Here is a 25,366-nt window from a genome sequence, read left to right as displayed (position 1 = left end):
ACATCTCCAAAGGCTGCCGGCCAGCGGCCGGCACTACCGCGCCCGTCTGCTGGAGGGGCCGAAGTCCCTCCAACAACACAGTTGCTACATGGACGTACTTGCGGCGGGTCCCGGAATGGCAAGCCCGTCGCGCCTAGCTCGAAAGAACAGGGTGGCCGCTTTGGCTTCGGGCTTTGCGCTTTTCCCAGCGTTTGGCGTTTGACGTTCGAGCAGAGGAATCAGCCCGACTTCCGCCGGAACAACAACCCGGATACCACCATCATCACGATCGGCGGCAACGCATACGCAATCCGGTAATCGAACTTCAACGCACCGGCCATACGGCCGAAGAACAACTGCAGCAACCAGAAGCCCAGCGCGAACAGAATGCCCAGGAACAAGCGCTTGCCCATCCCGCCACTGCGCAGCGAACCGAACGCGAACGGCACCGCCGCCAGGCACAGCGCCAGCACATTGATCGGATAGAACCAGCGGCTCCAGTAAACATCCTCGTAATCGCGCGCATCCAGCCCATTGCGCTTGCGGTACTCGATACTGGTGCGCAGATCCATCGCCGTCAGGTTGCGCGGCTTGGAAATGCCGCTGGCCAGCGCCGCCGCGTCCAGGCGTGAATTCCATGGCTCGGACTCGAGCGTCTCGCGCGTCGCCGAACGCTCACCAAAGGTGTCGCGGCGGATCTTGTTCAACACCCAGCCGTCGGCACCGTGCTCGGCGGTGGCCGCATAGGTCAACGAGGCCAGGCGACCGTCCTCAGCGATCTTGTACAGACGCACATCGTGCAGGATCAGGCGCGTACCGCCGCCGGCCTGCAACTGCTCGTCACCGCTCTGGGCATTGAGGAACGTGTCGCCTTCGCGCGCCCACACGCCCGAATAGCGGGCCGCGCTGAGGCTGCTGCCCCACTTCGCGCTGGCCTTGATCTCGTCCGCCTTGCTCTGACCCCACGGGCCCAGCGTTTCGCCGCTGAACACCATCACCGCGGTCATCAGCGACAGCGCGATCGCCACCGAGACGCTCAGGCGCTTGCGCGACAGGCCCAGCGCGCGCAGCGCGGTGAGCTCGGAGGTGGCGGCCAGCTGGCCCAGGCCCATCAGCGCGCCGATCACGGCTGCGGTCGGGAAGAAGGTGTAGGCGCGGCGCGGCACGGTGTAGAGCACCCAGGCAGCGGCGTGGCCGAGCGTGTAGCTGCCCTTGCCGACGTCCTTGAACTCGCCGGAGAAGGCCATCACCACGTCCAGGCCGACCAGCACGGCCCAGGTCAACAGGACGGTGCCGAACACGGCACGGCCCAGATACAGATCGAACCGCATGGGGCGCAACACGTTCATGCGGTCCTCCGGGGACGCGACAGTTTGCCGTCGCGGAAATACATCCACAGTGCGAGTGCCAGCAACGGCAGGGTCAGCCACCACAGGCCCGCAATGCCGGGAATCTTGCCATCGGCGATCCAGCGGGTGCCGATGAACATCAGGTTCATGCCCACCATGTAGGCCAGGAAGGCCAGCATCATCCGGCCGTAGCGCTGCTGGCGCGGCGAACTGCGGGCCAGCGGCAGGGTCATCAGGGCGAAGGCCAGGGCGATCAGCGGCGGGGCGATGCGCGAGTGCAGCTGGGCCTGCGCCTCGGGGCGCTCATCGCCGAACAGCTGCGTGGTCGGCAGCAGCTCGGGGTCGTCGTCCTTGCGGGTCTCGGCACCGTCGGGCATCGCCACGTCGTTGCGGGCGAAGGTCATCAGCTTGTAGTCCAAAGCGCCATTGGCCGGGCCCTGCACCTGATGACCGTCGTCGAGCTCCAGATACCGCTGCTTGGCCCCTTCGAAGTACATCCGGCCACGATCGGCGGAGATCACCTCGATACTGTTTTCCTTCTGGCGCTGCATGAAGACCTTGCCCAGCTGGGTGCCGTCCGGCGAGACCGAGGACAGGTAGACCACGCCGCCATTGGGCAGGGAGGTGAACTTGCCCGCCTCCAGCCCGGCCATGACCACGCTGCGGTTGGCCTCGTCGATCATGGTCTCGCCGGTGCGGTCGGCCCAGGGGCCCAGCCACAGCGAGCACAGGGCGATCAGCCCGACCACCGGCACCACCAGCATCAGCAGCGGGCGCAGCAGGCGCCTGGGGCCGACGCCGATGGCGGTGATGACCGCCATTTCCGAGTCCCGGTAGAGCCGGGCCGTGGCCAGCAGCAGGCCCAGCATCAGCGCCAGCGGCAGGATCAGCGGCATATAGACGATGAACTGCAGGCCCAGCTGCGAGAACAGCAGGCGGGCAGGCAGGCGGCCGTCGGCGATGTTGCCGAGGATGTCCACCAGGACACCACCGACGCTCACCACCAGCAACACGATCAGGGTGGCCAGGAAACTCTGGACGAAATCACGCAGGAGATAGCGATCGAGCTTCGACATGGGGCGGTGGTTTAAACTCTCGGATTCGTTCGCGGTGCTGCCCAGTCTACTGACGGGACGTAAACAGCTCGCGATTGTACGGATTTGCCAACGGAATCTGATCAATGGCCCTGGAATTCACCCTGAACCACGCAGCGCCGGCCTCGGCCGAGTGCGATTGCGTCATCGTCGGCGCCTATGCCGACCAGACCCTGAGCCCGGCGGCACAGGCCCTGGACACCGCGTCCGGTGGCCGCCTGTCGGCCCTGATCGCCCGCGGCGACGTGGGCGGCAAGACCGGCAACACGACCCTGCTGCACGATCTGCCCGGCGTCGCCGCCGCGCGCGTGCTGGTGGTCGGGCTGGGCGAGCCGGCCAAATTCGGCGTGCCGCAGTACCTCAAGGCGGTCGGCGATGCCAGCCGCGCCCTGAAGAGCGGGGTCAACCACCACGCGCTGTTGACCCTGACCGAGATCGAGGTCAAGGGCCGCGATGCCGCCTGGAACATCCGCCAGGCCATCATCACCGCCGACCATGCCGCGTACCGCTACAGCGCCACGCTGGGCAAGAAGAAGGCCGACGAGCCCGGCCTGACCACGCTGGCCATCGCCGGCACCGACACCCAGGCGCTGGCCCAGGGCCAGGCCATCGCCGCCGGCGTGCAGTACGCCCGCGAGCTGGGCAACCTGCCGCCGAACGTCTGCACCCCGGCCTACCTGGCCGAGTCCTCGGTCGCGTTCGCCCAGGCCCATGACGGCGCCGAGGCGGAGATCCTGGACGAGCAGCAGATGGAAGCGCTGGGCATGGGCTCGCTGCTGGCCGTGGCCCGTGGTTCGGCCAACCGCCCGCGCCTGGTCGTGCTGAAGTGGAGCAACGGCGGCGACGCCAAGCCCTACGTGCTGGTCGGCAAGGGCATCACCTTCGATACCGGTGGCGTCAACCTGAAGACCCAGGGCGGCATCGAAGAGATGAAGTACGACATGTGCGGTGGCGCCAACGTCATCGGCACCTTCGTCGCGGCGGTGACGGCCAAGCTGCCGCTCAACCTGGTGGTGGTGGTGCCGGCGGTCGAGAACGCCATCGACGGCAATGCCTACCGCCCGTCGGACGTGATCACCTCGATGTCGGGCAAGACCATCGAAGTCGGCAACACCGACGCCGAAGGCCGCCTGATCCTGTGCGACGCCCTGACCTACGCGCAGCGCTTCGAGCCGGCCGCGCTGATCGATGTGGCCACCCTGACCGGTGCCTGCCTGGTCGCCCTGGGCCACCAGACCGCCGGCCTGATGACCAAGCACGACGACCTGGCCAACGAGCTGCTGGCCGCCGGCGAGCACGTGTTCGACCGCGCCTGGCGCCTGCCGCTGTGGGACGAGTACCAGCCGATGCTGGACTCCAGCTTCGCCGACATCTACAACATCGGCGGCCGCTGGGCCGGTGCGATCACCGCGGGCTGCTTCCTGTCGCGCTTCGCCGAAGGCCAGCGCTGGGCCCATCTGGACATCGCCGGCGTGGCCAGCGACGAAGGCAAGCGCGGCATGGCCACCGGTCGCCCGGTCGGCCTGCTGAGCCAGTGGCTGCTGGACCAGGTCGCCCGCGCCTGATGCCCTGCCCGATCGCGGCCGCCCTGCGGTGGCCGCGATCCCGCCCGGCCTGGCGCCGGGTTCCCCCTCCGCTCCAGGCCCTGCCATGTCCCGTGCTGATTTCTACCTGATCGCCAAGCCCCGCTTCCTGACCGAGCCGTTGCGCCTGGTCTGCGAACTGGCCCGCAAGGCCAACGACGCCGGGCTGTTCACCCTCGTGCTGGCGCGCGACCAGGCCCAGGCCGAGGAGCTGGACGAGCTGCTGTGGGCATTCGACAACGATGCCTATATCCCGCACCAGATCGCCGGCGAAGACATGGACGAGGAGGAAGCGCTGGTGCTGATCGCCGTTCCCGGCACCGAGGCCCCGGCCCGGCCGCTGGTGATCAACCTGCGCGACGACCCCTACCTGGCCGCCTGCGACCGCGTGCTGGAAGTGGTCCCGGCCGACCCGGAAGCGCGCGAACCGCTGCGCGAGCGCTGGCGCCAGTACAAGGCGCTGGGCTTTGACCTGAACAAGTACGACATGTAACCCGCGCGGCGCCCGTCCGGTCGCCGCCGACCCCGGAGACCCTTGATGCGCCTGTTGATCGCCCTGATCTTTCCCTGGTTCGCCTTCTTCACCCTCGGCCGCCCGATCGCAGGCATCCTCAACGTCTCGAAGGTAGAGCCGACTGTCAGTCGGCTGTCCTTGTCTGGCTGGCTGCCCACCGCGATCTGGGCTGCCTACGCGGTCTCGCAGTTCCCTACCGACCAGAAGATCCGCCGCGCCTTCGGGCGCTGAGCTTCCGGCACCCCCACCTTCCGTATTCGATCCTGGTTCCCGCATGACCCAACTCGCCTCCAGCTACGACCCGAAAACCTTTGAAACCGCGTTGTACGACGCGTGGGAGAAGGCCGGCCATTTCAAGCCGTCCGGCAAGGGCGAGCCGTACACCATCCTGCTGCCGCCGCCGAACGTGACCGGCACGCTGCACATGGGCCATGCCTTCCAGCAGACCCTGATGGATGCGCTGGTGCGCTACCACCGCATGCGCGGCTACGACACGTTGTGGCAGGTGGGTACCGACCACGCCGGCATCGCCACCGAGATGGTGGTGTCGCGCAACCTGGCCCTGGCCAACACCGGCGAGACCCGCGATTCGCTGGGCCGCGACGGCTTCATCGAGAAGGTGTGGAAGTGGAAGGCGCAGTCCGGTGACACCATCGAGCGCCAGATGCGCCGCCTGGGCACCTCCAGCGACTGGTCGCGCAGCACCTTCACCATGGACCCGCAGCCGTCCGAAGCGGTGGTCGAGGCCTTCGTGCGCTGGCACGAGCAGGGCCTGATCTACCGTGGCCAGCGCCTGGTCAACTGGGATCCGGTGCTGAAGACCGCCATCTCCGATCTGGAAGTGGAGAGCGTGGAGGAAGACGGCTTCCTGTGGTCGATCAGCTACCCGCTGGCCGACGGCAGCGGCACCCTGACCGTGGCCACCACCCGCCCGGAAACCATGCTGGGCGACACCGCGGTGATGGTGCACCCGGAGGATGAGCGTTACGCGCACCTGATCGGCAAAATGGTCAAGCTGCCGCTGACCGACCGCGAGATCCCGGTGATCGCCGATGATTACGTCGACCGCGAGTTCGGTACCGGCGTGGTCAAGGTCACCCCCGCGCACGATTTCAACGATTACCAGGTCGGCCTGCGCCACGACCTGCCGATGATCAACCTGTTCACCCCGGAAGCGGCGATCAACGACAACGCCCCGGAGAAGTACCGCGGGCTGGACCGTTACGAAGCGCGCAAGGTGATCCTGGCCGAGCTGGAAGACCTCGGCATCCTGGTCGAGACCAAGGCGCACAAGCTGCAGGTGCCGCGCGGTGATCGTACCCAGCAGGTGATCGAGCCGTACCTCACCGACCAGTGGTTCGTGAAGATGGACGTGCTGGCCAAGCGTGGCCTGGAGCTGGTCGAGAACGGCAGCATCCAGTTCGTGCCGGCCAACTGGATCAACACCTACCGCCACTGGATGGAGAACATCCAGGACTGGTGCATCAGCCGCCAGCTGTGGTGGGGGCACCGTATCCCGGCGTGGTTCGACGACGCGGGCAACTGCTATGTCGGCCGCGACGAAGCCGAAGCACGCGCGAAGAACAATCTTGCCGCCGATGTCGCCCTGCACCAGGACAGCGACGTGCTGGAGACCTGGTTCTCCTCGCAGCTGTGGCCGTTCTCCACGCTGGGCTGGCCGAACGAGCAGGCGATGGACGCGCGCGGTTTCGAGCGCTACCTGCCGTCGTCGGTGCTGATCACCGGGTTCGACATCATCTTCTTCTGGGTGGCCCGCATGATCATGGCCACCGACAGCTTCACCGGGAAGATTCCGTTCAAGGACGTCTACATCACCGGCCTGATCCGCGATGCGCAGGGCCAGAAGATGTCCAAGTCCAAGGGCAACGTGCTGGACCCGCTGGACATCATCGACGGCATCTCCATCGAGGACCTGGTTGCCAAGCGCACCACCGGCCTGATGAAGCCCAAGGACGCGCCGAAGATCGAGAAGGCGACGCGCCGCGAATTCCCCGAGGGCATCATCGCCCACGGTGCCGACGCGCTGCGCTTCACCATCGCCGCGCTGGCCACCCACGGCCGCGACATCAAGTTCGACATGAACCGCGCCGAGGGCTACAAGAACTTCTGCAACAAGCTGTGGAACGCCAGCCGCTTCACCCTGATGAACACCGAGGGCAGCAGCTTCACCGGCGTGCCGCAGCCGCGCACCGATGCCGAGCGCTGGATCCTCGCGCGCCTGGCCGCGGTCTCGGCCGAAGCGCAGACGCATTACGCCAACTACCGCTTCGACCTGCTGGCGCAGTGCCTGTACGAATTCGCCTGGAACGAGTTCTGCGACTGGTTCCTGGAACTGACCAAGCCGGCCCTCAACGGTGCCGACGCGGACGATGCCGACAGCACCCGCCACACCCTGCTGTACGTGCTGGAAGCGCTGCTGCGCCTGCTGCACCCGCTGACCCCGTTCGTCACCGAGCAGCTGTGGCGCCAGGTCGCTCCGCGTCTGGGCATCACCGACGACACAATTTCGCTGCGGCCGTACCCGACCGCCGAGGAGTTCGCCGGTGATTTCGCCCGCGCCGAAGCCGATGTGGAATGGCTGAAGTCGATGGTCAACGCCCTGCGCCGCGTGCGCAGCGAGTTGAACGTGCCGCCGTCCAAGCTGGTGCCGCTGCTGCTGCAGGGTGGCAACGACGATGACCGCGCGCGCATGACCCGCTTCACCTCCTCGCTGTCGTTCCTGCTCAAGCTGGAGCGCATCGAGTGGCTGGCCAACGGCAGCGACACGCCGCCGGCCGCCGCCGCGATCGTGGGCGATCTCACCCTGCTGGTGCCGCTGGAGGGCCTGGTCGATCTGGGCGCCGAACGCGCACGTCTGGACAAGGAAATCGCCCGGGTGGAATCGGAAAAGGACAAGAGCGAGACCAAGCTCTCCAAGTTCACCGACAAGGTGCCGGCGGCGGTGGTCGAACAAGAGCGCGTGCGCCTGGTCGAGTGGACCGCCCAGCTGGCGGGTCTGCGTTCGCAGCGCGCGAAGCTGTAAGCGCATGGGCGGCCGACCTGTCGGTCGGCCGCCTTTCAACATGCCTGCCCATCTGCGGCATGATGCGGGTTCGTCCACGGATTGAATGACCGCCGACACGATGTCGCTGCCCCTCTTCTGCCTCGTGCTGTTCGCCGCCCTGCTGCATGCCAGCTGGAACGCGATCGTCAAACGCGGCACCGACACGCTGCTGACCACGATCCTGGTCACCGGTTCGGCGGCGGTGATCGCCGCGATCGGCCTGCCCTTCCTGCCCGCGCCCGCGACACAGAGCTGGCCCTGGCTGGCCGCCTCGACCCTGCTCCAGGTGGGGTATTACGTGCTGGTGGCACGCACCTACCAGCTCACCGACATGAGCGCGTCGTACCCGCTGATGCGCGGCTGCGCGCCGATCCTGGTCGCCCTGGTCAGCACGCTGTTCCTTGGCGAGCGCCTGGTGTGGATCGCATGGGCCGGCATCGCGCTGATCTGCCTGGGCATCCTGTGCATGACGCGCGGCCTCCCGCGGCAGCACGCGTGGCTGCCACTGCTCAATGCAGGAGTCATCGCCACCTATACATTGGTCGATGCCTGGGGCGCGCGCCACTCGGGCGCCGCGGTGAGTTACACCCTGTGGTTGTTCCTGCTCTCCGGCCTGCCCCTGCCCCTGTGGGCGCTGTGCACCCGCGCCGGCGCGCTGCGCGACTATGCGCGCCGCAACTGGGGCTACGGCATCGTGGGCGGGTTCGGGACGTTGATCTCCTACGGCCTGGCGCTGTGGGCCATGACCGTCGCGCCGGTTGCGATGATCTCCGCGCTGCGCGAAACCTCGATCCTGTTCGGCATCCTGATCTCGGCCTGGATCCTGCACGAACGGGTCACCCGCCAGCGCTGGATCGCCGCCGGCCTGATCGTGCTCGGCGCAGTGGTGCTGCGGATCATGTAGAGCCACCCATGGGGTGGCTGCTGTTCGATCCGGCCCGTACCGGGTGTGGCTGTCGGAGACAGGCGCAGCCACCCATGGGGTGGCTCTACATCGGGCTGTCAGAGCGGCGGCATCACCTGGATGTCGTCGTCGACCAGCTCGATGGCCATCACCAGCGCATCCTCGCGCCCCTCGCGGGCCGGGTAATAACGCGGCCGGCGGCCGATCTCGTTGAACCCCTCGCTGTGGTACAGCGCCACCGCCGAAGTATTGGACGGCCGCACTTCCAGGAACACACGGTGCGCACCATGGTCGCGCGCCAGTTTCACCAGCGCGCGCAACAGGTGACGGCCATGACCGCGCGACTGGCACAGCGGGTCCACGCAGATGTTGAGGATATGCGCTTCATCGGCGGCGATGCTGAGCAGGCCGTAGCCCATCAGCAGGCCATCCTCTTCCATCGCCAGGCCCGGATAGCCGGCACGCAGGCAATCCTGGAAGATGCCGCGGGTCCACGGGTACGGGTAACCACGTACCTCGATGGCCATCACCGCATTGAGGTCGCTTTCGCGCAGCGCGCGCAGCGACAACGGCCGCGGCGAGCTCACCGCGCTCACGGCCGGCCCCGCTTGCGCAGCGCACGCAGCTGCGGCCACAACGCACGCTTGGCGGCGGCATTGCGGCGCAGTTCGTCCAGGTTCCAGCTGGCCATCAGGGCCTGGGTATCCGGCTCGGCCGGGTTGCAGCCGGAGGCGCGCAGCAGGGCGATCTGCAGGCGATCGGGCATCCGCACCGCGGCACGGCGGCCGCTGCCGGCGCGCGCTGGAGCGGCGGCCGACGCACCGGCCGGGGCCTGTTCTTCTACCGTACGCGGGGCATTGCGCCGCACCGGTGGCGGCGCGTCCGCCGGCGGCGCCGGGCGCGGCGAACGCACCGGCGCCGGCGGCTCGGCAACCGGGGCCGCACGCAACTCGATCTCCGGCACAACCAGGGCTTCCGGCTCGACGCTGCCGTCGACGAACACCGTATAGCCCATCGCCTGCAGCCAGGACTGCTGCGCCGGCGACCACAATGGCGGCAGCGCCTGCCCGCTCACGCGTTCGGCTCGACCGTCTTGCGGGTGCGCTGCCACACCCAGTAACACGGGCCGGACAAGGCATACACCACGCCCACCGCGAACAGCACGCGCGGCATATCGATGACCATGATCGCGATGGCGATCGGTACCAGGGCCAGCGCCAGGAACGGCACACGATCCGCGCGCGGTCCCTTTTCGCCACTGCCCTTGAAGCTCCAGAAGCGGATCCGGCTGACCATCAGCAGGGCCGATACCAGGGTCACGCCGAGGGCGACATAGCGCAGCTGGTTGCCGTCCCAGCCGAGGTTCCCATCGGCGAAGGCCCAGACGAAGGACATCATCAGGCCGGCGGCAGCCGGGCTGGCCAGGCCGATGAACCAGCGCTTGTCGACCACGGTGACCTGGGTGTTGAAGCGGGCCAGACGCAGCGCGGCGCAGGCGGCGTAAAGGAAGGCGACCGCCCAGCCGACACGGCCGAGGACCGGGTCGTCGAACTTCAGCCACGACAGCGACCAGTGGTACATCACCAGAGCCGGGGCCATGCCGAAGCTGACCAGGTCGGCCAGCGAGTCGTACTGCACGCCGAATTCGCTGCTGGTGCCGGTCAGCCGGGCCACGCGGCCGTCCAGGCCGTCCATGACCGCGGCGACGAACACCGCGATGGCGGCATTGACGAAATCGCCGTTGGCCGCGGCGATGATCGCGTAGAAGCCGGCGAACAGGCCTGCGGTGGTGAACAGGTTGGGCAGCAGGTAAATGCTGCGCGAGCGCGGCGGGGGTTTCAGTTGATCCATGGGGCCAGTTTAGCTTGCCAGCACCGGCCCGGGGTGCTGCAATCGCGGCTCTGTCCCGTTCCCGGAGTTTCCATGCGTGCCCTGTCCCGTCTGAGCGCCCTGCTGCTGCTCGCCAGCGCCACGGCCAGCGCCGGCAACGTCTATAAGTGGAAAGACGCCAACGGCGTCACCCAGTATTCGGAGAAGCCGCCAACGGGGCAGAAATACGAGGCCCGCCAGGTCGAGAGCCGGGATCCGGTCCCGCGCGCGACCGCCGCCGCCCCGACCGAGAACAAAGCCTGCACCGACGCCCGCGGCAACCTCGCCCTGCTCGACGGGCCGGGCAAGGTCCTGCAGGACACCGATGGCGACGGCAAGGCCGATACCGCGCTGACCGACGCGCAGCGCAGCGCCCAGAAGACCCTGGCCGAGACCGCCATCCAGGCCTACTGCACGCCCAAGGCCTGAGCCGCCGGCCCCGCCCCGCGGGGCCAAAAACCACCGGCAACCCCCATCGTGGCGGCCGGACTGGCAGAATATCGGCTTCTGCCGTTCAGCGAAGCCGACGATGCGCCTCTCCCAGTTCCACCTGCACACCACCAAGGAAACCCCCAGCGACGCGGAGCTGACCAGCCACCGCTTGATGCTGCGCGCGGGCATGATCCGCAAGCTGGCCTCGGGGCTGTACACCTGGTCGCCGCTGGGCCTGCGCGTGCTGCGCAAGGTCGAGCGCATCGTGCGTGAGGAAATGGAGCGTGCCGGTGCGGTGGAATTCCAGATTCCGACCATCCAGCCGAAGGAACTGTGGGAAGCCACCGGCCGCTGGGAAAAGTTCGGGCCGCAGCTGCTGAAGATCAAGGATCGCAAGGAGCAGGTGTTCTGCTACAGCCCGACCGCCGAAGAGGCCGCTGCCGACTTCGCGCGCCAGGAGCTGTCCAGCTACAAGCAGCTGCCGGTCAATTTCTTCCAGATCCAGACCAAGTTCCGCGATGAGATCCGCCCGCGCTTCGGCGTGATGCGCTCGCGCGAATTCCTGATGAAGGATGCGTATTCCTTCCACCTTCACGATGAGTGCCTGGTGCGCGAATACGAAAACATGAAGGCGGCCTACAGCCGCATCTTCACCCGCCTGGGCCTGGACTTCCGCATGGTGCAGGCCGACTCCGGCGCGATCGGTGGCGATGCCTCGCAGGAATTCCACGTGATCGCCGAGTCGGGCGAAGACGCGCTGGTGTTTTCCACCGGCTCGGAGTATGCGGCCAACATGGAAGCGGCCATCGCCGCCACGCCCGGCGAGCGTCCGGCCGCCAGCGAAACGCTGCGCAAGGTCGAGACGCCCACGCAGAAGACCTGCGAGGCCGTGGCCGCCCTGCTCGGGCTGGGCCTGGAACGCACGGTCAAATCGATCGCGATCATGAGCGAGGCCGGTTTCGTGCTGGCGCTGGTGCGCGGCGATCACGACGTCAATGAAATCAAACTGGGCAAGGTCGAAGGCCTGCAGGGCTACCGCATGGCCAGCGAGGCGGAAATCGCCACGCACCTCGGCAGCCAGCCCGGCTTCCTCGGCCCGCTCAACCCGGCCCAGCCGATCCGCATCGTGGCCGACCGCGAGGTCGCCGCACTGGCCGATTTCGTCGTCGGTGCCAATGAAGCCGGTTTCCATATCGCCGGCGTCAACTGGGGCCGTGACCTGTCCGAACCGGAAGTGGCGGACATCCGCAACGCCAAGGCCGGCGATCGCGCCGCCGATGGCGGTGAATTGAAGATCGCGCGCGGCATCGAAGTCGGCCACGTGTTCCAGCTCGGCCGCCAGTATGCGCAGGCGTTGAATGCAACCGTGCTCGACGAAAACGGCAAGGCCGCGGTATTGGCGATGGGCTGCTACGGCATCGGCATTTCGCGCATCGTCGCGGCGGCGATCGAGCAGAATCATGACGACGCCGGCATTATCTGGCCGGACGCGATGGCGCCGTGGCAGGTCGTGGTCTGCATGATCAACCCCAAGCAGGACGAGACCGTGTCGGCCACCGCCGCCGAACTGCTGGCGCAGCTGCAGGCCGCCGGCCTGGACGTGGCGCTGGATGACCGTGGCCTGCGCCCGGGCGCGATGTTCGCCGACATGGAACTGATCGGCGTGCCGCACCGGATCGTGGTCTCCGAACGCGGCGTCGCCGCCGGCACCTTCGAGTACCGCGCGCGCAGCGCGGCCGAAGCGGAGGTCCTCGACAAGGACGCGCTGCTGGCGAAATTGACGAAGTAATGACAAAAGGCCGGGTGAGTAACCCGGCCTTTTTCAATGGAGGACCCGGTTTCAATATCTCCGGTTTGTTTGTGTATTTCGCAAAAGAGAATGTATGCTGTTTCCGATGCCAAGGACCGGCTCACCCTGTCCTTAATATATTGCGGAGTAGTAGATGAGCATTGACCTGAGCGGCCTGTCCGCCAAAGAGCTGGGCGCGCTGATCAAGAACGCCAAGAAGCAGCAGACCATCGTCGCCAAGCGTCCGGCGATCAGCAAGGTCCGCGCACAGCTGACCAAGCTGGCCAAGGCCCAGGGCTATTCGGTGGAAGAACTGTTCGGCGGCGCCGCACCGGCCGCACGTGGCCGCGCCGCGGGCAAGGCCACCAAGGCCCCGGCCAAGGCCGTGCGCAAGCTCGGCAAGGTTGCCCCGAAGTACCGCAATCCGGCCAACCCGAAGGAAACCTGGACCGGCCGGGGCAAGCAGCCGCGTTGGCTGGCCGCGCATACCGCCAAGGGCAAGAAGGTCGAAGAGTTCCTGATCAAGAAGTAAGCCGGTCAGTCACTGCTGCAGATGGAAACGCCGGCCTCGCGCCGGCGTTTTCGTTTCCGCCGTCCGGGCGTGCGCCGACCGGGACGGTCAGAGATTCTTGCGCGCCGGAATCAGCAGATTGCCGAACAGCAGGCCGGCCACCAGCGCCATCACCACGTTGAGCACCGTCATCAGCACGGTCTGGCCGGCGCTCATGTCCTGCTGCTGGACCAGGGTCAGCACGCCGCGCAGGCTGGTGCTGCCGGGCACCAGCATGATGATGCCGGGCAGCCGGATGATCGCGCCGGGGCGCTGTGCCAGACGACCGAACAGATTGCCGGCCGCGGTCAGCAGCATCGCCGACATGAAAATGCCGGCCGGTATGCCCCAGGCCTGGCCCGCGAATTTGGAGATCGCATAGCCGGCGACCGCGGCGGCCATCACCCACGGGAAATCGCGACGGTTGGCCTTGAACAACATCGCGAAGGCGAACGCGGCCAGCAGCAGCGCGCCCCATTCGACCCAGTCGGCCTGCGGCCGCGAGGCCCGGACCAGCGGTTCCAGCCCGACGATGCCCGACAGCGTCACCGCGATCACCGCGCCCACCGTCAGTTTCAGGATCGTGGTCACCGCACCGGCAAACCGCGCCGTGCCCGAGACCCAGTGCTGGCTGGCCAGCTCGTTGACCGCATTGGTCAGCGACATCCCGGGCAGCAGCACCACCAGCGAAGCGATGATCACCGTATTGAGATTGAGCGCCCCGATGAAGGAGGCCACCAGCGTCGCCACCGAGCCGGCCAGCAGCGCCGCCAAGGCCTCATTGGCTTCGCGCGTGGCCGGGCGGCGGTCGGTGTACATGCCCATGACGCCGATCAGCAGGCCGATCACCCCGGCGGTGGCGATATCGAGCCACGGCAGTTTCCACAGGCCGGCCACGCCCGCCGCGCCCAGGCTGTAGGAAAGAATGGTGCGGATCTTGCCCCAGCGGCCCGGGTCCTTGTCCAGCTGGCGCAGCGCGGTATGGCCCTGCGCGATGCTCATGGTGCCGTTGGCCACCGCGTCGGTGATCTGGTCGGCGATGCTGAGTTTGTGCAGGTCGTTCTCGCCCGGTGCCAGCCGGATCACGCGGGTGATGTCGGAGGAACCGATCGCCTTGGTCGGGTCGCTGAAACTCAGGATCAGCCCGGTCGGGTTCGACCACGGCTCGCAATCCAGGTCCAGGCGCTGCGCCAGCGCGACCACCGCCGCTTCCAGCCGCTGCGCGGTGGTGCCATAGCTGTGCAGGCGCCCGGCCATTTCCGAAACGAACGCCACGCGCTGTGCGTAGGTGGCGGGTGGTGCAACGATGGTGGGGGCGTCGGCAGACATGCGCCGTAGTATTACCCGAACACGCCCCGGCCTGAAGAATCCCGGTGTCATCGTGCCGCGGCGTGCAGGCCCCGGCCTTGCCGACCGACGCGTTCAGCCCGGTCGGCGCATACGCGAGCCATGCACCCGGACAGGTTATGCTGCGCGCAGGACGCCTACATGACCTCAGACCAAGCCCCCCATCTCGAGCAGGATGCCCAGGAACCCGGCCTGATCCGGTTGTCTGGCCATTGGACATTGCGCACCGCGCTGGACGCGGCCGAAGTGCTGCGCGGCATTCCGGAAAAAGTGACCGGTCTGGATGCCAGCGGGATCACCCTGCTCGACTCGGCCGGCGTACTGCAGCTGCTGCGTGTCGCGCACCGCGCCGACCTGGGCGAAGACGCCGTGACGTTCCGCGAGGAGCATCGCGCGCTGGTCTCGACCATCGAGGAAGTCGCCGACGACCGGCCCAAGGCCAAGCGCGACTTCGGCGTGCTGGCCGCATTGGAGCGGCTCGGTGTCAGCGTGCACGGCATGGGCCACAACATCGTGGCGCTGGCCAGTTTCCTCGGCGAGAACCTGGTCAAGGGCGGGCGCCTGATCAAGGAGCCGCGCCGCTTCCGCCTGACCGCCACGGTCGCCCAGATGGAACAGGTCGGCCTGGATGCGGTACCGCTGGTGGCGCTGCTGTCGTATCTGGTGGGTGCGGTGATCGCGTTCCTCGGCTCGACGATCCTGCGCGACTTCGGCGCGGAGATCTACGTGGTCGAACTGGTCAGCATCGCCTTCCTGCGTGAGTTCGCGGTGCTGCTGACCGCGATCGTGCTGGCCGGCCGTACCGCCAGTGCGTTCACCGCGCAGATCGGTGCGATGAAGGCCCGCGAAGAAATCGACGCGATGAAGACACTGGGCCTGGATCCGGTCGACCTGCTGGTGCTGCCACGCTTGATCGCCCTGCTGATCACCCTGCCGCTGCTGACCTTCATCGCGATGGTCGCCGGCCTGGCCGGTGGCATCACCGTGGGCGCGTTCGATCTGGATATCCCGCCGCAGATGTACATCGCGCGGATGCACGACACCATGGAAGTGCGCAACATGCTGGTCGGTCTGTCCAAGGCGCCGGTGTTCGCGCTGGTGATCGGCCTGATCGGCTGTCTGGAAGGCCTCAAGGTCGAAGGTACCGCGCAGTCCGTCGGCGAGCGCACGACCTCCAGCGTGGTGCAGGCCATTTCGCTGGTGATCATCCTCGACGCGTTCGCCGCGCTGTGGTTCATGAAGATGGGCTGGTAACCGATGAACACCGATACCGCCCCGGCCCCTGACCGCGACGCTGCCGCCATCGATGACGGCGAACTGCTGATCCGCGTGCGCGGGCTGACCAACCGTTTCGGTGCGCAGGTGGTACACGACGGGCTGGACCTGGATGTGCGCCGCGGCGAGATCCTCGGCGTGGTCGGCGGCTCGGGTACCGGCAAATCGGTGTTGATGCGCAGCATCCTCGGCCTGCGCACGCCGGACGATGGTCAGATCGAGGTGCTCGGCGTCGATGCCCGCTCCAGCGACCCGGCCAACCGGCTGCATATCGAACGCAACACCGGCGTGCTGTTCCAGGATGGCGCGCTGTTCTCCTCGCTGACCGTGGGCGAGAACGTGCAGGTGCCGCTGAAGGAACATCACGGCGAACTGCCCGAGCGCTGGCATTACGAGCTGGCTCTGCTCAAGGTGAAGCTGGCCGGCCTGCCCGCCGATGCGATCAACAAGCTGCCCTCGCAGCTGTCCGGCGGCATGCGCAAGCGCGCCGGCCTGGCCCGGGCGCTGGCGCTGGACCCGCCCCTGCTGTTCCTGGACGAGCCCACGGCCGGGCTGGACCCGATCGGCGCGGCCGCGTTCGACCGCCTCATCAAGACCCTGCAGGAAGCGCTGGGCCTCACTGTCTTCCTGATCACACACGATCTGGACACCCTGTATGCGATCTGTGACCGGGTGGCGGTGCTGGCCGACAAGAAGGTCATCGCCAACGCCCCGCTGCACGAGATCGAACAACTGGACCACCCGTGGATCCAGGAGTACTTCCACGGACCGCGCGCGCGTGCTGCGCGCGATGCAAAGCACGAGAGCGAGTAAGCCATGGAAACCAAAGCCAATTACGTCCTGATCGGCGCTTTCACCCTGATAGTGGGCCTGGCGCTGCTGGCCTTCGGGCTGTGGGCCGCCAAGTACTCCTCCGACCGCACCTGGACGGAATACCGCGTGGTGTTCCGCGAGGCGGTCACCGGCCTGTCGGTCGGCAGCCCGGTGCAGTACAACGGCATCGCGGTCGGCTCGATCACCGAGTTGAACCTGGTCCCGGATGATCCGCGCCAGGTGGTCGCGCGGATCCGGCTGAACTCCAATACGCCGGTCAAGACCGACACCCGCGCCAAGCTGGCGATCACCAGCCTGACCGGCCCGTCGATCATCCAGCTCAGTGGCGGCACGCCGCAGTCCGCCGCGCTGACCGCGGTCAACAAGGATCCGGCCCCGATCATCCCGACCACGCCGTCGGCGCTGCAGAACATCACCGACGTGGCCAACCGCATCGTCGAGCGCATGGACCAGGTGCTGAGCGACCGCAACGTGGCCAGCATCAATGCGACCCTGGCCAACCTGGAAACGATCAGCGGCGGCCTCGCCGACCGTGACCAGGGCACCCAGGCGCTGCTGCTCAGCGCGCGCGACGCCGCGCGCAGCCTGGATGTCACCCTCAAGAGCACCAACGGCACCATCCAGCGCCTGGACAAGAACCTCGTGCAGCAGCTGCCGCCGATCCTGGACAAGCTGGAGACCACGCTGAGCAAGCTGGATTCGGCCGCCGGCAATGCCGACTCGATCCTTGGCGAGAACCGCGCCGCGATCAACAGCTTCGCCAACGATGGCCTGGCCCAGCTCGGCCCGACCCTGACCGAGCTGCGTGGCCTGATCCGCGACCTGCGCCGGGTCAGCGACCGCCTGGACAACAACCCGGCACGTTACCTGCTCGGCCGCGACGCACCCAAGGAGTTCGAACCCAAATGAGCCGCCCGACCTTCTTCCGGCCCCTGCTGCCGATCGTCCTGATCGCCGCGCTTGGCGGCTGCTCGCTGCTGGGCAGCAATGAACGCAGCGCGGTGACGATCTATTCGCCCGTGGTCCGCATCCAGGCCGACCCGGGCTGGCCGACCGTCGAGTGGCAGCTGGTGCTGGTCAAGCCCAGCGCCGCGCGCGTGGTCGACAGCCCGCGCATCAACGTGCGCCCGACCCCCTCTGAACTGGAGGTCTACAAGGGCGTCAGCTGGGCCCAGCCGGCCACCGACATGCTCGACGACGCGCTGGTGCGCGGCTTCGAGGATTCCGGCCGCATCAACGGCGTGGCCCGGGTCACCACCGGCATCCGCGCCGACTACAAGCTGGCCATGGACGTGCGCCGCTTCGAAGCCGATTACCGTGGCCAGGCCACGCCGACCGCGCTGATCGAAGTCAACGCGAAGCTGATCCACGTGATCGACCAGCGCGTCGTCGCCGATCGTACGTTCCGCCAGGAAAACCCGGTCGGCAGCACCGACGTCGCCCAGGTGACCGCCGCGCTGGAACAGGGGCTGCAGACGCTGACCACGAACGTGGTGGGCTGGACGCTGGTGACCGGCGAGCAGGATCACGCCCGCAGCGCGGTCATCCCTGCCCGGGTGCGTTGATCCAGCGGAACGTGAGATTCAGGCGCTCGGCCAGCGGTCGCGCGCTCTTCGGCAGGGAATGCTGATAATGGCGCTGGGTCTGCCCGCCCATCACCAGCAGATCGCCGTGGTCGAGCAGCACCTCGGCCTTCTTCGCATGGTCGTCCCGACGGCGCAGCAGGAACCGCCGCGGCGCGCCCAGGCTCAGTGACGCGATCACCGGCGCCGGTCCCAGCTCGGGTTCGTTGTCGCTGTGCCAGCCCATCCCGTCATCGCCATCGCGGTAGCGGTTGAGCAGCACGCTGTTGAACGCATGGCCGCAGAAAGCGGTTAACTGATCGCGCAGCGGCAGCAGCGCCGGATGCCAAGGCTGCGGCACGAACTCGGTACCGGAATAGCGGTAGCGCGCGGCCGGGTCGCCCATCCAGCAGCTCAGGCGCGGGGAGTCGACCTGGCGGCCGAACATGCGGATCCTGTGCACCTCCCACGGGATGTCGTCGCGGAGCGTGCGCTGGAGGGTGTCGGCGACGTCACGGGAAAGCCAGTGGCGGTGCCAGTGCACCTGGGCATCGGGGAGGTGGAGATCCATGGGATGAACGCTAGCACGCAGGGATTTGCCGGTGTGCGGCCAAAGCCCGAGAATGCCCCCACCTGTTGTAGCGTTGGAGCCCGCATGCCTGCTGTCGTTTTTCCCTGGACCAAGGTCCGTCGCGCGTGAGCACGATCAAGGCCAGGTTGCGCCAGGCGCTCTTCGTGGCGCTCCGCACCGGATTCCGGGTGCTGCCGCTGTCCGATGACCAGCGTGATCGGCTCCGCGCGCGCTTCCTGCGCAATCACGGCGACTGGGTCCCGCCGCCGCCGCGCGGCCGAATCGATGCCGTGCCCCGATCCGCCCATCGCCCACTGCTGCGCGCCGATGAGGCCGCGATCGGCTACGTTCCGCATCGGGTGGAGGCGCTGCCCGCGCAGCTGCCCGCCACACTAGTGGCGTTCTACCTGCCACAGTTCCATCCGTTCGCCGAGAATGATGCGTGGTGGGGCAAGGGGTTCACCGAATGGCGCAACGTCACCCGCGCCCTGCCCCAGTTCGAGGGCCACATCCAGCCGCGCCTGCCTGCGGACCTGGGGTTCTATGATCTGCGCAACCCGCAGATCATGCGCGACCAGGCGCAGTTGGCCAGCGAGTACGGCATCGGCGCGTTCTGCTTCTACTACTACTGGTTCAGCGGCACAACGTTGATGGAGGACCCGCTGCGCGAGTGGCTGGCCGATGACAGCATCGACCTGCCGTTCTGCCTGTGCTGGGCCAACGAGAACTGGGCCCGGCGCTGGGACGGTCGCGACGAGGACATCCTGATCGGGCAGCAGCACAGCGCCGAAGATGACCTGGCCTTCATCGCCCACGTCGCCGACTACCTGCGTGACCGCCGTGCATTGAAGGTGGACGGCAAGCCCATGCTGCTGGTCTACCGCCCGCATCTGCTGCCCGATGCACGCGCCACCGCCCAGCGCTGGCGGCAGTGGTGCCTGGACAACGGCATCGGCCAGATCCACCTGGCCTACGTACAGGGCTTCGAGCGCCCGGATCCGCGCGACATCGGCTTCGACGCCGCCGTCGAGTTCCCGCCGAACATGAGCAACCCGCGCTCGCTCACTGCCGACCAGTACCTGATCAACCCGGATTTCGAGGGCGACGTGCGCGACTGGCGCGAGCTGGCTGCAGAGATCGCCGCGCGTCCGCTGCCGCCCTATACGCTTTACCCCGGGGTCAATCCGGGCTGGGACAACGAAGCACGCCGCTCCGGCAAGGGCCGCGTCTACCTGCATGCCTCACCGCGCGGCTACGGCGACTGGTTGTCGACCACCGTGCACACGCGCCTGGCCGCAGTGCCGGCCGACCAGCGCATGGTCTTCATCAACGCGTGGAACGAATGGGCCGAGGGCGCTGTGCTGGAGCCGGATGCCCGTTTGGGACACGCGTACCTGCAAGCGACGCGCGATGCGCTGAATGCGCCGGCGGTGCAGGGCGTCGTGACCCGCCCCTGCGTGGTGATACATGCGTGGTACCTGGACGTGCTCGCCGAACTGCTTGCCGATCTGCGCGCCAGTGGGCTGGCGTGGAGGATCGTGATCACCACGACCGAAGAAAAACGCAACGACGTGCAGCGGGCGGTAAAGAATGCCCATCTCGATGCGGAGATCGAAGTGTTCGCCAACCATGGCCGCGACATCCTGCCCTTCCTCCAAGTCGCCGAACGTCTGTACCAAGACGGCGAGCAGGTCGTACTCAAACTGCATACCAAGAGGTCCACGCATCGCAGCGACGGTGAAGACTGGCGGCGCGAGCTGACCCGTCGATTGCTGGATGCGGACCGTGCGGGGCGGATATTCCAAGGCTTCGCCGAAGATGAATCGCTGGGCTTGGTGGCCCCGGAAGGGCACGTCCAGCCCCTGCATTTCTATTGGGGTGCCAACCAGCGCAACGTAGGCGCCCTGTTGGCCCAGCTTGGCCTGCCGGCGGCCGACATCGACACAGATACCTTCGTCGCGGGCAGCATGTTCTGGGTGCGCTTGTCGTCGCTACGGCCGTTGCTGGATGCGCATCTCTACTGTTCGGCATTCGATACCGAGGCCGGGCAGCTCGATGGCACGCTGGCGCACGCGATCGAGCGCATCATCTCGCTGGTGGTGCGTAGCGGCGGAAAACGCGAAGCGACAGCTGCGAGCCTGTTGGGCGAGGTATTCGATGCCGGTCAGCCCTACCGCTTCGCGCAGAAGGGCTGACTTCGCTCGCGGACCGCCCCGATGCGTCGGGGCGGCTTTCACATCAAGCCGTAGCGAACGCCACGCCGGTTTTTTCCTTCAGCTCATCGATGCCCACGCCCGGGGCCGCCTCGACCAGCACCAGCCCCTTGTCGGTGACATCGAACACGGCCAGCTCGGTGATGATCCGATCGACCACGCCCACCCCGGTCAGCGGCAGCGTGCACTCGGGCAGGATCTTGTGTTCACCGCTCTTGGCGGTGTGCTCCATCAGCACCACCACGCGCTGCACGCCGGCGACCAGGTCCATCGCCCCGCCCATGCCCTTGACCATCTTGCCCGGCACCATCCAGTTCGCGAGGTCGCCCTTGTCGGTGACCTGCATCGCACCGAGGATGGCCAGGTTGATGTGGCCGCCCCGGATCATCGCGAAGCTGTCGTGACTGCCGAAGTAGCTGGCGCCCGCGCGTGCGGTCACCGTCTGCTTGCCGGCATTGATCAGGTCGGCATCCACTTCGGCCTCGGTCGGGAACGGGCCGATGCCGAGCAGGCCATTCTCGGACTGCAGCCAGACATCCACACCGTCGGGAATGTGGTTGGCGACCAGGGTCGGCAGGCCGATGCCCAGGTTCACGTAGGCGCCGTCGGTCAGTTCGCGCGCGGCGCGCTGTGCCATTTCATCGCGGGTCCAGGCCATCTCAGTTCGCCTCCTGGCGCACGGTACGCTGTTCGATACGTTTCTCGGGATGCGGGTTGTGCACGATGCGGTGCACGTAGATGCCCGGCAGGTGGACCTGGTCCGGATCGATGCTGCCCACCGGCACCACCTCTTCCACTTCCACGATGCACAGCTTGCCGGCCATCGCGCAGGCCGGGTTGAAGTTGCGCGCGGTCTTGCGGAACACCAGGTTGCCGGCCTCGTCGGCCTTCCACGCCTTGACCAGCGCGATGTCGGCGCGCAGCGCGGTCTCCATCACGTAGTGCTTGCCATCGAATTCGCGGGTTTCCTTGCCGTCGGCCACCACCGTGCCGTAGCCGGTCGCGGTGAAGAAGGCCGGGATGCCCGCACCACCGGCACGCAGGCGCTCGGCCAGGGTGCCCTGCGGATTGAATTCCAGCTCCAGCTCGCCGGCCAGGTACTGGCGTTCGAATTCCTTGTTCTCGCCCACGTAGGACGAGATCATTTTCCGGATCTGCCGGGTCGCCAGCAACTGGCCGAGGCCGAAGCCATCCACGCCGGCATTGTTGGAGATCACGGTCAGATCCTTGGCACCGGTATCGCGCAGCGCGGCGATCAGGGCCTCGGGAATACCGCACAGGCCGAACCCGCCAACCGCCAGTGTCTGGCCATCGGCGATGGCACCTTGCAGCGCCTCGGCCGCACTGGCGTACTGCTTGCCACGTCGCCCGGCGTTGTCTGGGGACTTGCTCATCTACGCCCTCACCTCGTTGATGGAAGCAGGCATTGTAGCCATTGCACGGGGGTTTCCCCGGCTTTAGCGTCCGCCGCCCACGCCCTACCCGGCTGAAAACGATTCCCACACACGGCAGCGGCTAGACTACTGCGCTGACTGTCAGAAGGACTAATAAATGACGCTCCCCGCATTCAAGGCGTACGACATCCGCGGCCGGGTTCCGGATGAACTGAACGAAGATCTGGCCCGCCGTATCGGCGTGGCACTCGCCGCGCAGCTGTCGCCCGGCACGGTGGTGGTCGGCCACGATGTCCGCCTGACCAGCGGTGCCCTCCAGGACGCCCTGGCCGCCGGCCTGCGCAGCGCCGGCCGTGAAGTGCTCGATATCGGCCTGTGCGGGACCGAGGAAGTCTATTTCCAGGTGGATCACCTGAAGGCCGCCGGTGGCGTGATGGTCACCGCCAGCCATAATCCGATGGATTACAACGGCATGAAGCTGGTCAAGGAGCAGGCGCGTCCGATCAGCTCCGATACCGGCCTGTTCGCGATCTCCGATGCGGTCGAAGCCGACCAGGCACCCGCCGCCGCGCCGACCGCCGGCCTGCAGTCGCATCCGGACAAGAGCGCCTACATCGCGCATCTGCTGAGCTACATCGAACCGAAGGCACTGAAGCCGCTGAAGCTGGTGGTCAATGCCGGCAACGGCGGCGCCGGCACGATCGTCGACCTGCTCGCCCCGCACCTGCCGCTGGAGTTCATCCGCATCTGCCATGAGCCCGATGGCAGCTTCCCCAACGGCATCCCCAATCCGCTGCTGCCGGAGAACCGCGAGCTCACCGCGCAGGCCGTGCGCGAGCATGGCGCGGACTTCGGCATCGCCTGGGATGGCGATTTCGACCGCTGCTTCTTCTTCGATCACAACGGCCGCTTCATCGAGGGCTATTACCTGGTCGGCCTGCTCGCCCAGGCGATCCTGGCGCGCCAGCCCGGCGGCAAGATCGTGCACGACCCGCGCCTGACCTGGAACACCGTGGAAATGGTGGAAGACGCCGGTGGCCAGCCGGTGCTGTGCAAGAGCGGTCACGCCTTCATCAAGGAAAAGATGCGTTCGGAGAATGCCGTCTACGGCGGCGAGATGAGTGCGCACCATTACTTCCGCGAATTCGCGTATGCCGATTCCGGGATGATCCCGTGGCTGCTGATCGCTGCGCTGGTGTCCGAATCCGGCCGCTCGCTGGCCGATCTGGTCGAAGCCCGCATGCAGAAGTTCCCGTGCAGCGGCGAGATCAACTTCAAGGTCGCCGATGCCAAGCGTTCCGTCGCCCGCGTGATGGAGCATTACGCCGCGCAGGCACCGGCGCTGGACCACACCGATGGCATCAGCGCCGATTTCGGCGACTGGCGCTTCAACCTGCGCAGCTCCAACACCGAGCCGCTGCTGCGCCTGAATGTTGAAACCCGGGGTGACGCGGCGCTGCTGCGTGCGCGCACCGACGAAATTTCCCAGTTGCTCAAGGACGCCTGAGGCGAGGCCCCGATCATGCAGAGCCTTCTTCCCGTCATTCTCTCCGGCGGCTCCGGCACCCGCCTGTGGCCGCTGTCGCGCGAGTCCTACCCCAAGCAGTTCCTCGCGCTGTCCGGCGAGCAGACCATGCTGCAGGCGACCTGGCAGCGCGTGGCACCGATCGCCGGCCGCGCGCCGCTGATCGTCGCCAACGAGGAGCACCGCTTCGTCGCCGCCGAGCAGCTGCAGCAGCTCGGCGTGGAACCGCAGGCGATCCTGCTGGAGCCGGTCGGCCGCAACACCGCACCGGCGATCGCCGTGGCCGCGCTGGAAGCGACCCGGGATGGGGATGACGCGCTGCTGCTGGTGCTGCCCTCGGACCATGTGATCGCCGACGAGGACGCATTCCGTGCCGCGGTGCTGCGGGCGGTTCCGGCTGCCGAGTCCGGCAAGCTGGTGACCTTCGGCATCGTGCCGACGGGCCCGGAAACGGGTTACGGGTACATCAAGGCAGCCTCCGGCGGTGACGTCCGTGCCGTCGATCGTTTCGTCGAGAAGCCGGATGCGGACACCGCGAGCGCCTACGTGCAGTCGGGCGAGTATTTCTGGAACAGCGGCATGTTCCTGTTCAAGGCGTCCCGTTTCCTGGCCGAGCTGGAGAAGTTCAATCCCGCCATGCTCGCCGGCAGCCGCACCGCCTGGCAGCAGGCGCGCCGCGACAACGATTTCACCCGCCTGGACAAAGAAGCCTTCGCCGCCGTGCCATCGGACTCGATCGATTACGCGGTGATGGAAAAGACCGCCGACGCCGTGGTCGTGCCGCTGGATGCCGGCTGGAACGACGTGGGTTCGTGGACAGCGCTGCGTGATGTGTCCGAGCAGGATGGAGAAGGCAACGCGCACCACGGCGACGTGATCGCGATCGATTGCCGCAACACCTTCGCCTACGGCGAGCGCCTGATCGCGCTGGTCGGCCTGGACGATGTGATCGTGGTCGAAACCGATGATGCGGTCATGGTCGGCAAGAGCGATCGCATGCAGGAGATCAAGCAGGTCGTCGCGCGGATCAAGGCCGAGGGCCGACCCGAAGCGACGTGGCACCGCAAGGTATACCGGCCGTGGGGCGCCTACGACTCGATCGACAACGGTGCCCGCTTCCAGGTCAAGCGCATCACGGTCAAGCCGGGTGCGACGCTGAGCCTGCAGATGCACCACCACCGCGCCGAGCACTGGATCGTGGTCAGCGGTACCGCGGAAGTGACCCGCGGCGAAGAAGTGCTGCTGCTCACCGAGAACCAGAGCACCTACATCCCGCTGGGCGTGACCCATCGGTTGAAGAACCCGGGCAAGCTGCCGCTGGAGCTGATCGAAGTGCAGTCCGGCAGCTATCTGGGCGAGGACGATATCGTGCGGTTCGAGGATACGTACGGGCGTACCTGAGCACGCGGACGAACCATGAAAAACCCGGCCAAGGCCGGGTTTTTCATGGCGGGTAGAGCCACGCCATGCGTGGCTGCCCTGCGCGGGATCCTGACTCCGCGTCAGCCACGCGTGGCG

Annotated in this window: 23 protein-coding genes and 1 pseudogene; 15 read left to right on the top strand and 9 right to left on the bottom strand. The window is 67.1% G+C overall.

What is annotated here, in order from left to right:
* Positions 1-218: 218 nt before the first annotated feature.
* Together lptG and lptF are read right to left on the bottom strand one after the other, a co-directional pair.
* Entirely contained in the window at positions 219-1,328 is a 1,110-nt protein-coding gene (gene lptG / locus ABE424_RS12380; protein ID WP_346491876.1) for an LPS export ABC transporter permease LptG, read from the bottom strand.
* A complete protein-coding gene (gene lptF, locus ABE424_RS12375) occupies positions 1,325-2,404 on the bottom strand; it encodes an LPS export ABC transporter permease LptF (protein WP_346491875.1) in 1,080 nt (359 codons plus the stop codon). The genes lptG and lptF overlap by 4 nt, the downstream gene beginning before the upstream one ends.
* A 104-nt stretch (positions 2,405-2,508) precedes the next feature.
* Between lptF and ABE424_RS12370 the strand changes: the two genes are divergently transcribed.
* From ABE424_RS12370 to ABE424_RS12350, 5 genes are all read left to right on the top strand, one after another.
* Entirely contained in the window at positions 2,509-3,987 is a 1,479-nt protein-coding gene (locus tag ABE424_RS12370) for a leucyl aminopeptidase (protein WP_346491874.1), read from the top strand.
* Positions 3,988-4,072: 85 nt separating this feature from the next.
* The gene (locus ABE424_RS12365; RefSeq protein ID WP_019182556.1) at positions 4,073-4,498 is read left to right on the top strand and encodes a DNA polymerase III subunit chi; all 426 of its coding nucleotides are present in this window, start codon (positions 4,073-4,075) and stop codon (positions 4,496-4,498) included.
* A gap of 45 nt (positions 4,499-4,543) precedes the next feature.
* Positions 4,544-4,750 carry a YqaE/Pmp3 family membrane protein gene (locus tag ABE424_RS12360; protein WP_346491873.1) on the top strand — a complete coding sequence of 69 codons (207 nt, stop codon included), beginning with the start codon at positions 4,544-4,546 and terminating at the stop codon, positions 4,748-4,750.
* A 43-nt stretch (positions 4,751-4,793) separates the two neighbouring features.
* Positions 4,794-7,562 (top strand): valine--tRNA ligase, encoded by a 2,769-nt coding sequence (locus ABE424_RS12355; RefSeq protein ID WP_346491872.1) that lies wholly within the window; start codon positions 4,794-4,796, stop codon positions 7,560-7,562.
* A 100-nt stretch (positions 7,563-7,662) separates the two neighbouring features.
* The gene (locus ABE424_RS12350; protein WP_346491871.1) at positions 7,663-8,487 is read left to right on the top strand and encodes a DMT family transporter; all 825 of its coding nucleotides are present in this window, start codon (positions 7,663-7,665) and stop codon (positions 8,485-8,487) included.
* Between the two features lie 98 nt (positions 8,488-8,585).
* Here the strand turns inward: ABE424_RS12350 and rimI are convergent, their stop codons facing one another.
* Genes rimI through pssA form a run of 3 tightly spaced genes read right to left on the bottom strand, consistent with a single transcriptional unit; the run spans position 8,586 to position 10,338 of the window.
* Entirely contained in the window at positions 8,586-9,083 is a 498-nt protein-coding gene (gene rimI / locus ABE424_RS12345; RefSeq protein WP_176991052.1) for a ribosomal protein S18-alanine N-acetyltransferase, read from the bottom strand.
* Positions 9,080-9,562, bottom strand: coding sequence for a hypothetical protein (locus tag ABE424_RS12340; protein WP_346491870.1), 483 nt, complete (start codon positions 9,560-9,562; stop codon positions 9,080-9,082). Before ABE424_RS12340 ends, rimI begins: the two co-directional genes overlap by 4 nt.
* Positions 9,559-10,338: a CDP-diacylglycerol--serine O-phosphatidyltransferase gene (gene pssA / locus ABE424_RS12335; RefSeq protein ID WP_176991050.1), complete on the bottom strand. Its 780-nt coding sequence runs from the start codon at positions 10,336-10,338 to the stop codon at positions 9,559-9,561. Before pssA ends, ABE424_RS12340 begins: the two co-directional genes overlap by 4 nt.
* A gap of 72 nt (positions 10,339-10,410) precedes the next feature.
* On the opposite strand from pssA, the gene ABE424_RS12330 reads away from it, so the two are divergent.
* The 3 genes and pseudogenes from ABE424_RS12330 to ABE424_RS12320 all read left to right on the top strand — a co-directional run.
* A complete protein-coding gene (locus ABE424_RS12330) occupies positions 10,411-10,785 on the top strand; it encodes a DUF4124 domain-containing protein (RefSeq protein WP_346491869.1) in 375 nt (124 codons plus the stop codon).
* Between the two features lie 100 nt (positions 10,786-10,885).
* Positions 10,886-12,577, top strand: coding sequence for a proline--tRNA ligase (locus ABE424_RS12325; RefSeq protein ID WP_346478350.1), 1,692 nt, complete (start codon positions 10,886-10,888; stop codon positions 12,575-12,577).
* 154 nt (positions 12,578-12,731) lie between these two features.
* Positions 12,732-13,106, top strand: a pseudogene (locus tag ABE424_RS12320) (H-NS histone family protein); the annotation flags it as partial.
* Between the two features lie 90 nt (positions 13,107-13,196).
* Here the strand turns inward: ABE424_RS12320 and ABE424_RS12315 are convergent.
* Entirely contained in the window at positions 13,197-14,456 is a 1,260-nt protein-coding gene (locus ABE424_RS12315) for a threonine/serine exporter family protein (RefSeq protein ID WP_088432072.1), read from the bottom strand.
* Positions 14,457-14,615: 159 nt separating this feature from the next.
* Between ABE424_RS12315 and ABE424_RS12310 the strand changes: the two genes are divergently transcribed.
* Genes ABE424_RS12310 through ABE424_RS12295 form a run of 4 tightly spaced genes read left to right on the top strand, consistent with a single transcriptional unit; the run spans position 14,616 to position 18,148 of the window.
* Positions 14,616-15,728 carry an ABC transporter permease gene (locus ABE424_RS12310; protein ID WP_346491868.1) on the top strand — a complete coding sequence of 371 codons (1,113 nt, stop codon included), beginning with the start codon at positions 14,616-14,618 and terminating at the stop codon, positions 15,726-15,728.
* Between the two features lie 3 nt (positions 15,729-15,731).
* Positions 15,732-16,562, top strand: a complete 831-nt coding sequence (locus tag ABE424_RS12305; RefSeq protein WP_346491867.1) for an ABC transporter ATP-binding protein — start codon at positions 15,732-15,734, stop codon at positions 16,560-16,562.
* A 3-nt stretch (positions 16,563-16,565) separates the two neighbouring features.
* The gene (locus tag ABE424_RS12300) at positions 16,566-17,492 is read left to right on the top strand and encodes an MlaD family protein (RefSeq protein ID WP_176991044.1); all 927 of its coding nucleotides are present in this window, start codon (positions 16,566-16,568) and stop codon (positions 17,490-17,492) included.
* Entirely contained in the window at positions 17,489-18,148 is a 660-nt protein-coding gene (locus ABE424_RS12295) for an ABC-type transport auxiliary lipoprotein family protein (RefSeq protein ID WP_346491866.1), read from the top strand. The genes ABE424_RS12300 and ABE424_RS12295 overlap by 4 nt, the downstream gene beginning before the upstream one ends.
* Here ABE424_RS12295 and ABE424_RS12290 read toward each other — a convergent pair.
* Positions 18,126-18,716 carry an alpha-ketoglutarate-dependent dioxygenase AlkB gene (locus tag ABE424_RS12290; RefSeq protein ID WP_346491865.1) on the bottom strand — a complete coding sequence of 197 codons (591 nt, stop codon included), beginning with the start codon at positions 18,714-18,716 and terminating at the stop codon, positions 18,126-18,128. The two genes, ABE424_RS12295 and ABE424_RS12290, sit on opposite strands and share 23 nt — an antisense overlap.
* A gap of 125 nt (positions 18,717-18,841) precedes the next feature.
* Here ABE424_RS12290 and ABE424_RS12285 point away from each other — a divergent pair, with 125 nt between their 5' ends.
* Positions 18,842-20,911 (top strand): glycoside hydrolase family 99-like domain-containing protein, encoded by a 2,070-nt coding sequence (locus tag ABE424_RS12285; RefSeq protein WP_346491864.1) that lies wholly within the window; start codon positions 18,842-18,844, stop codon positions 20,909-20,911.
* 43 nt (positions 20,912-20,954) lie between these two features.
* On the opposite strand, the gene ABE424_RS12280 is transcribed toward ABE424_RS12285, so the two are convergent.
* Positions 20,955-21,587: a CoA transferase subunit B gene (locus ABE424_RS12280; RefSeq protein WP_346491863.1), complete on the bottom strand. Its 633-nt coding sequence runs from the start codon at positions 21,585-21,587 to the stop codon at positions 20,955-20,957.
* A 1-nt stretch (position 21,588) separates the two neighbouring features.
* A complete protein-coding gene (locus ABE424_RS12275; protein WP_346491862.1) occupies positions 21,589-22,323 on the bottom strand; it encodes a CoA transferase subunit A in 735 nt (244 codons plus the stop codon).
* A gap of 157 nt (positions 22,324-22,480) precedes the next feature.
* Between ABE424_RS12275 and ABE424_RS12270 the strand changes: the two genes are divergently transcribed.
* Both ABE424_RS12270 and ABE424_RS12265 read left to right on the top strand, forming a co-directional pair.
* Entirely contained in the window at positions 22,481-23,830 is a 1,350-nt protein-coding gene (locus tag ABE424_RS12270) for a phosphomannomutase (RefSeq protein ID WP_346491861.1), read from the top strand.
* Positions 23,831-23,845: 15 nt separating this feature from the next.
* Positions 23,846-25,249 (top strand): mannose-1-phosphate guanylyltransferase/mannose-6-phosphate isomerase, encoded by a 1,404-nt coding sequence (locus tag ABE424_RS12265; RefSeq protein WP_346491860.1) that lies wholly within the window; start codon positions 23,846-23,848, stop codon positions 25,247-25,249.
* Positions 25,250-25,366 lie beyond the last annotated feature (117 nt).

This window comes from Stenotrophomonas sp. TWI1149 (assembly GCF_039673155.1).
GTDB lineage: Bacteria > Pseudomonadota > Gammaproteobacteria > Xanthomonadales > Xanthomonadaceae > Stenotrophomonas > Stenotrophomonas maltophilia_AA.
Note: the sequence above shows the minus strand (reverse complement) of the source record. Positions and strands in the feature narration are given on the sequence as shown.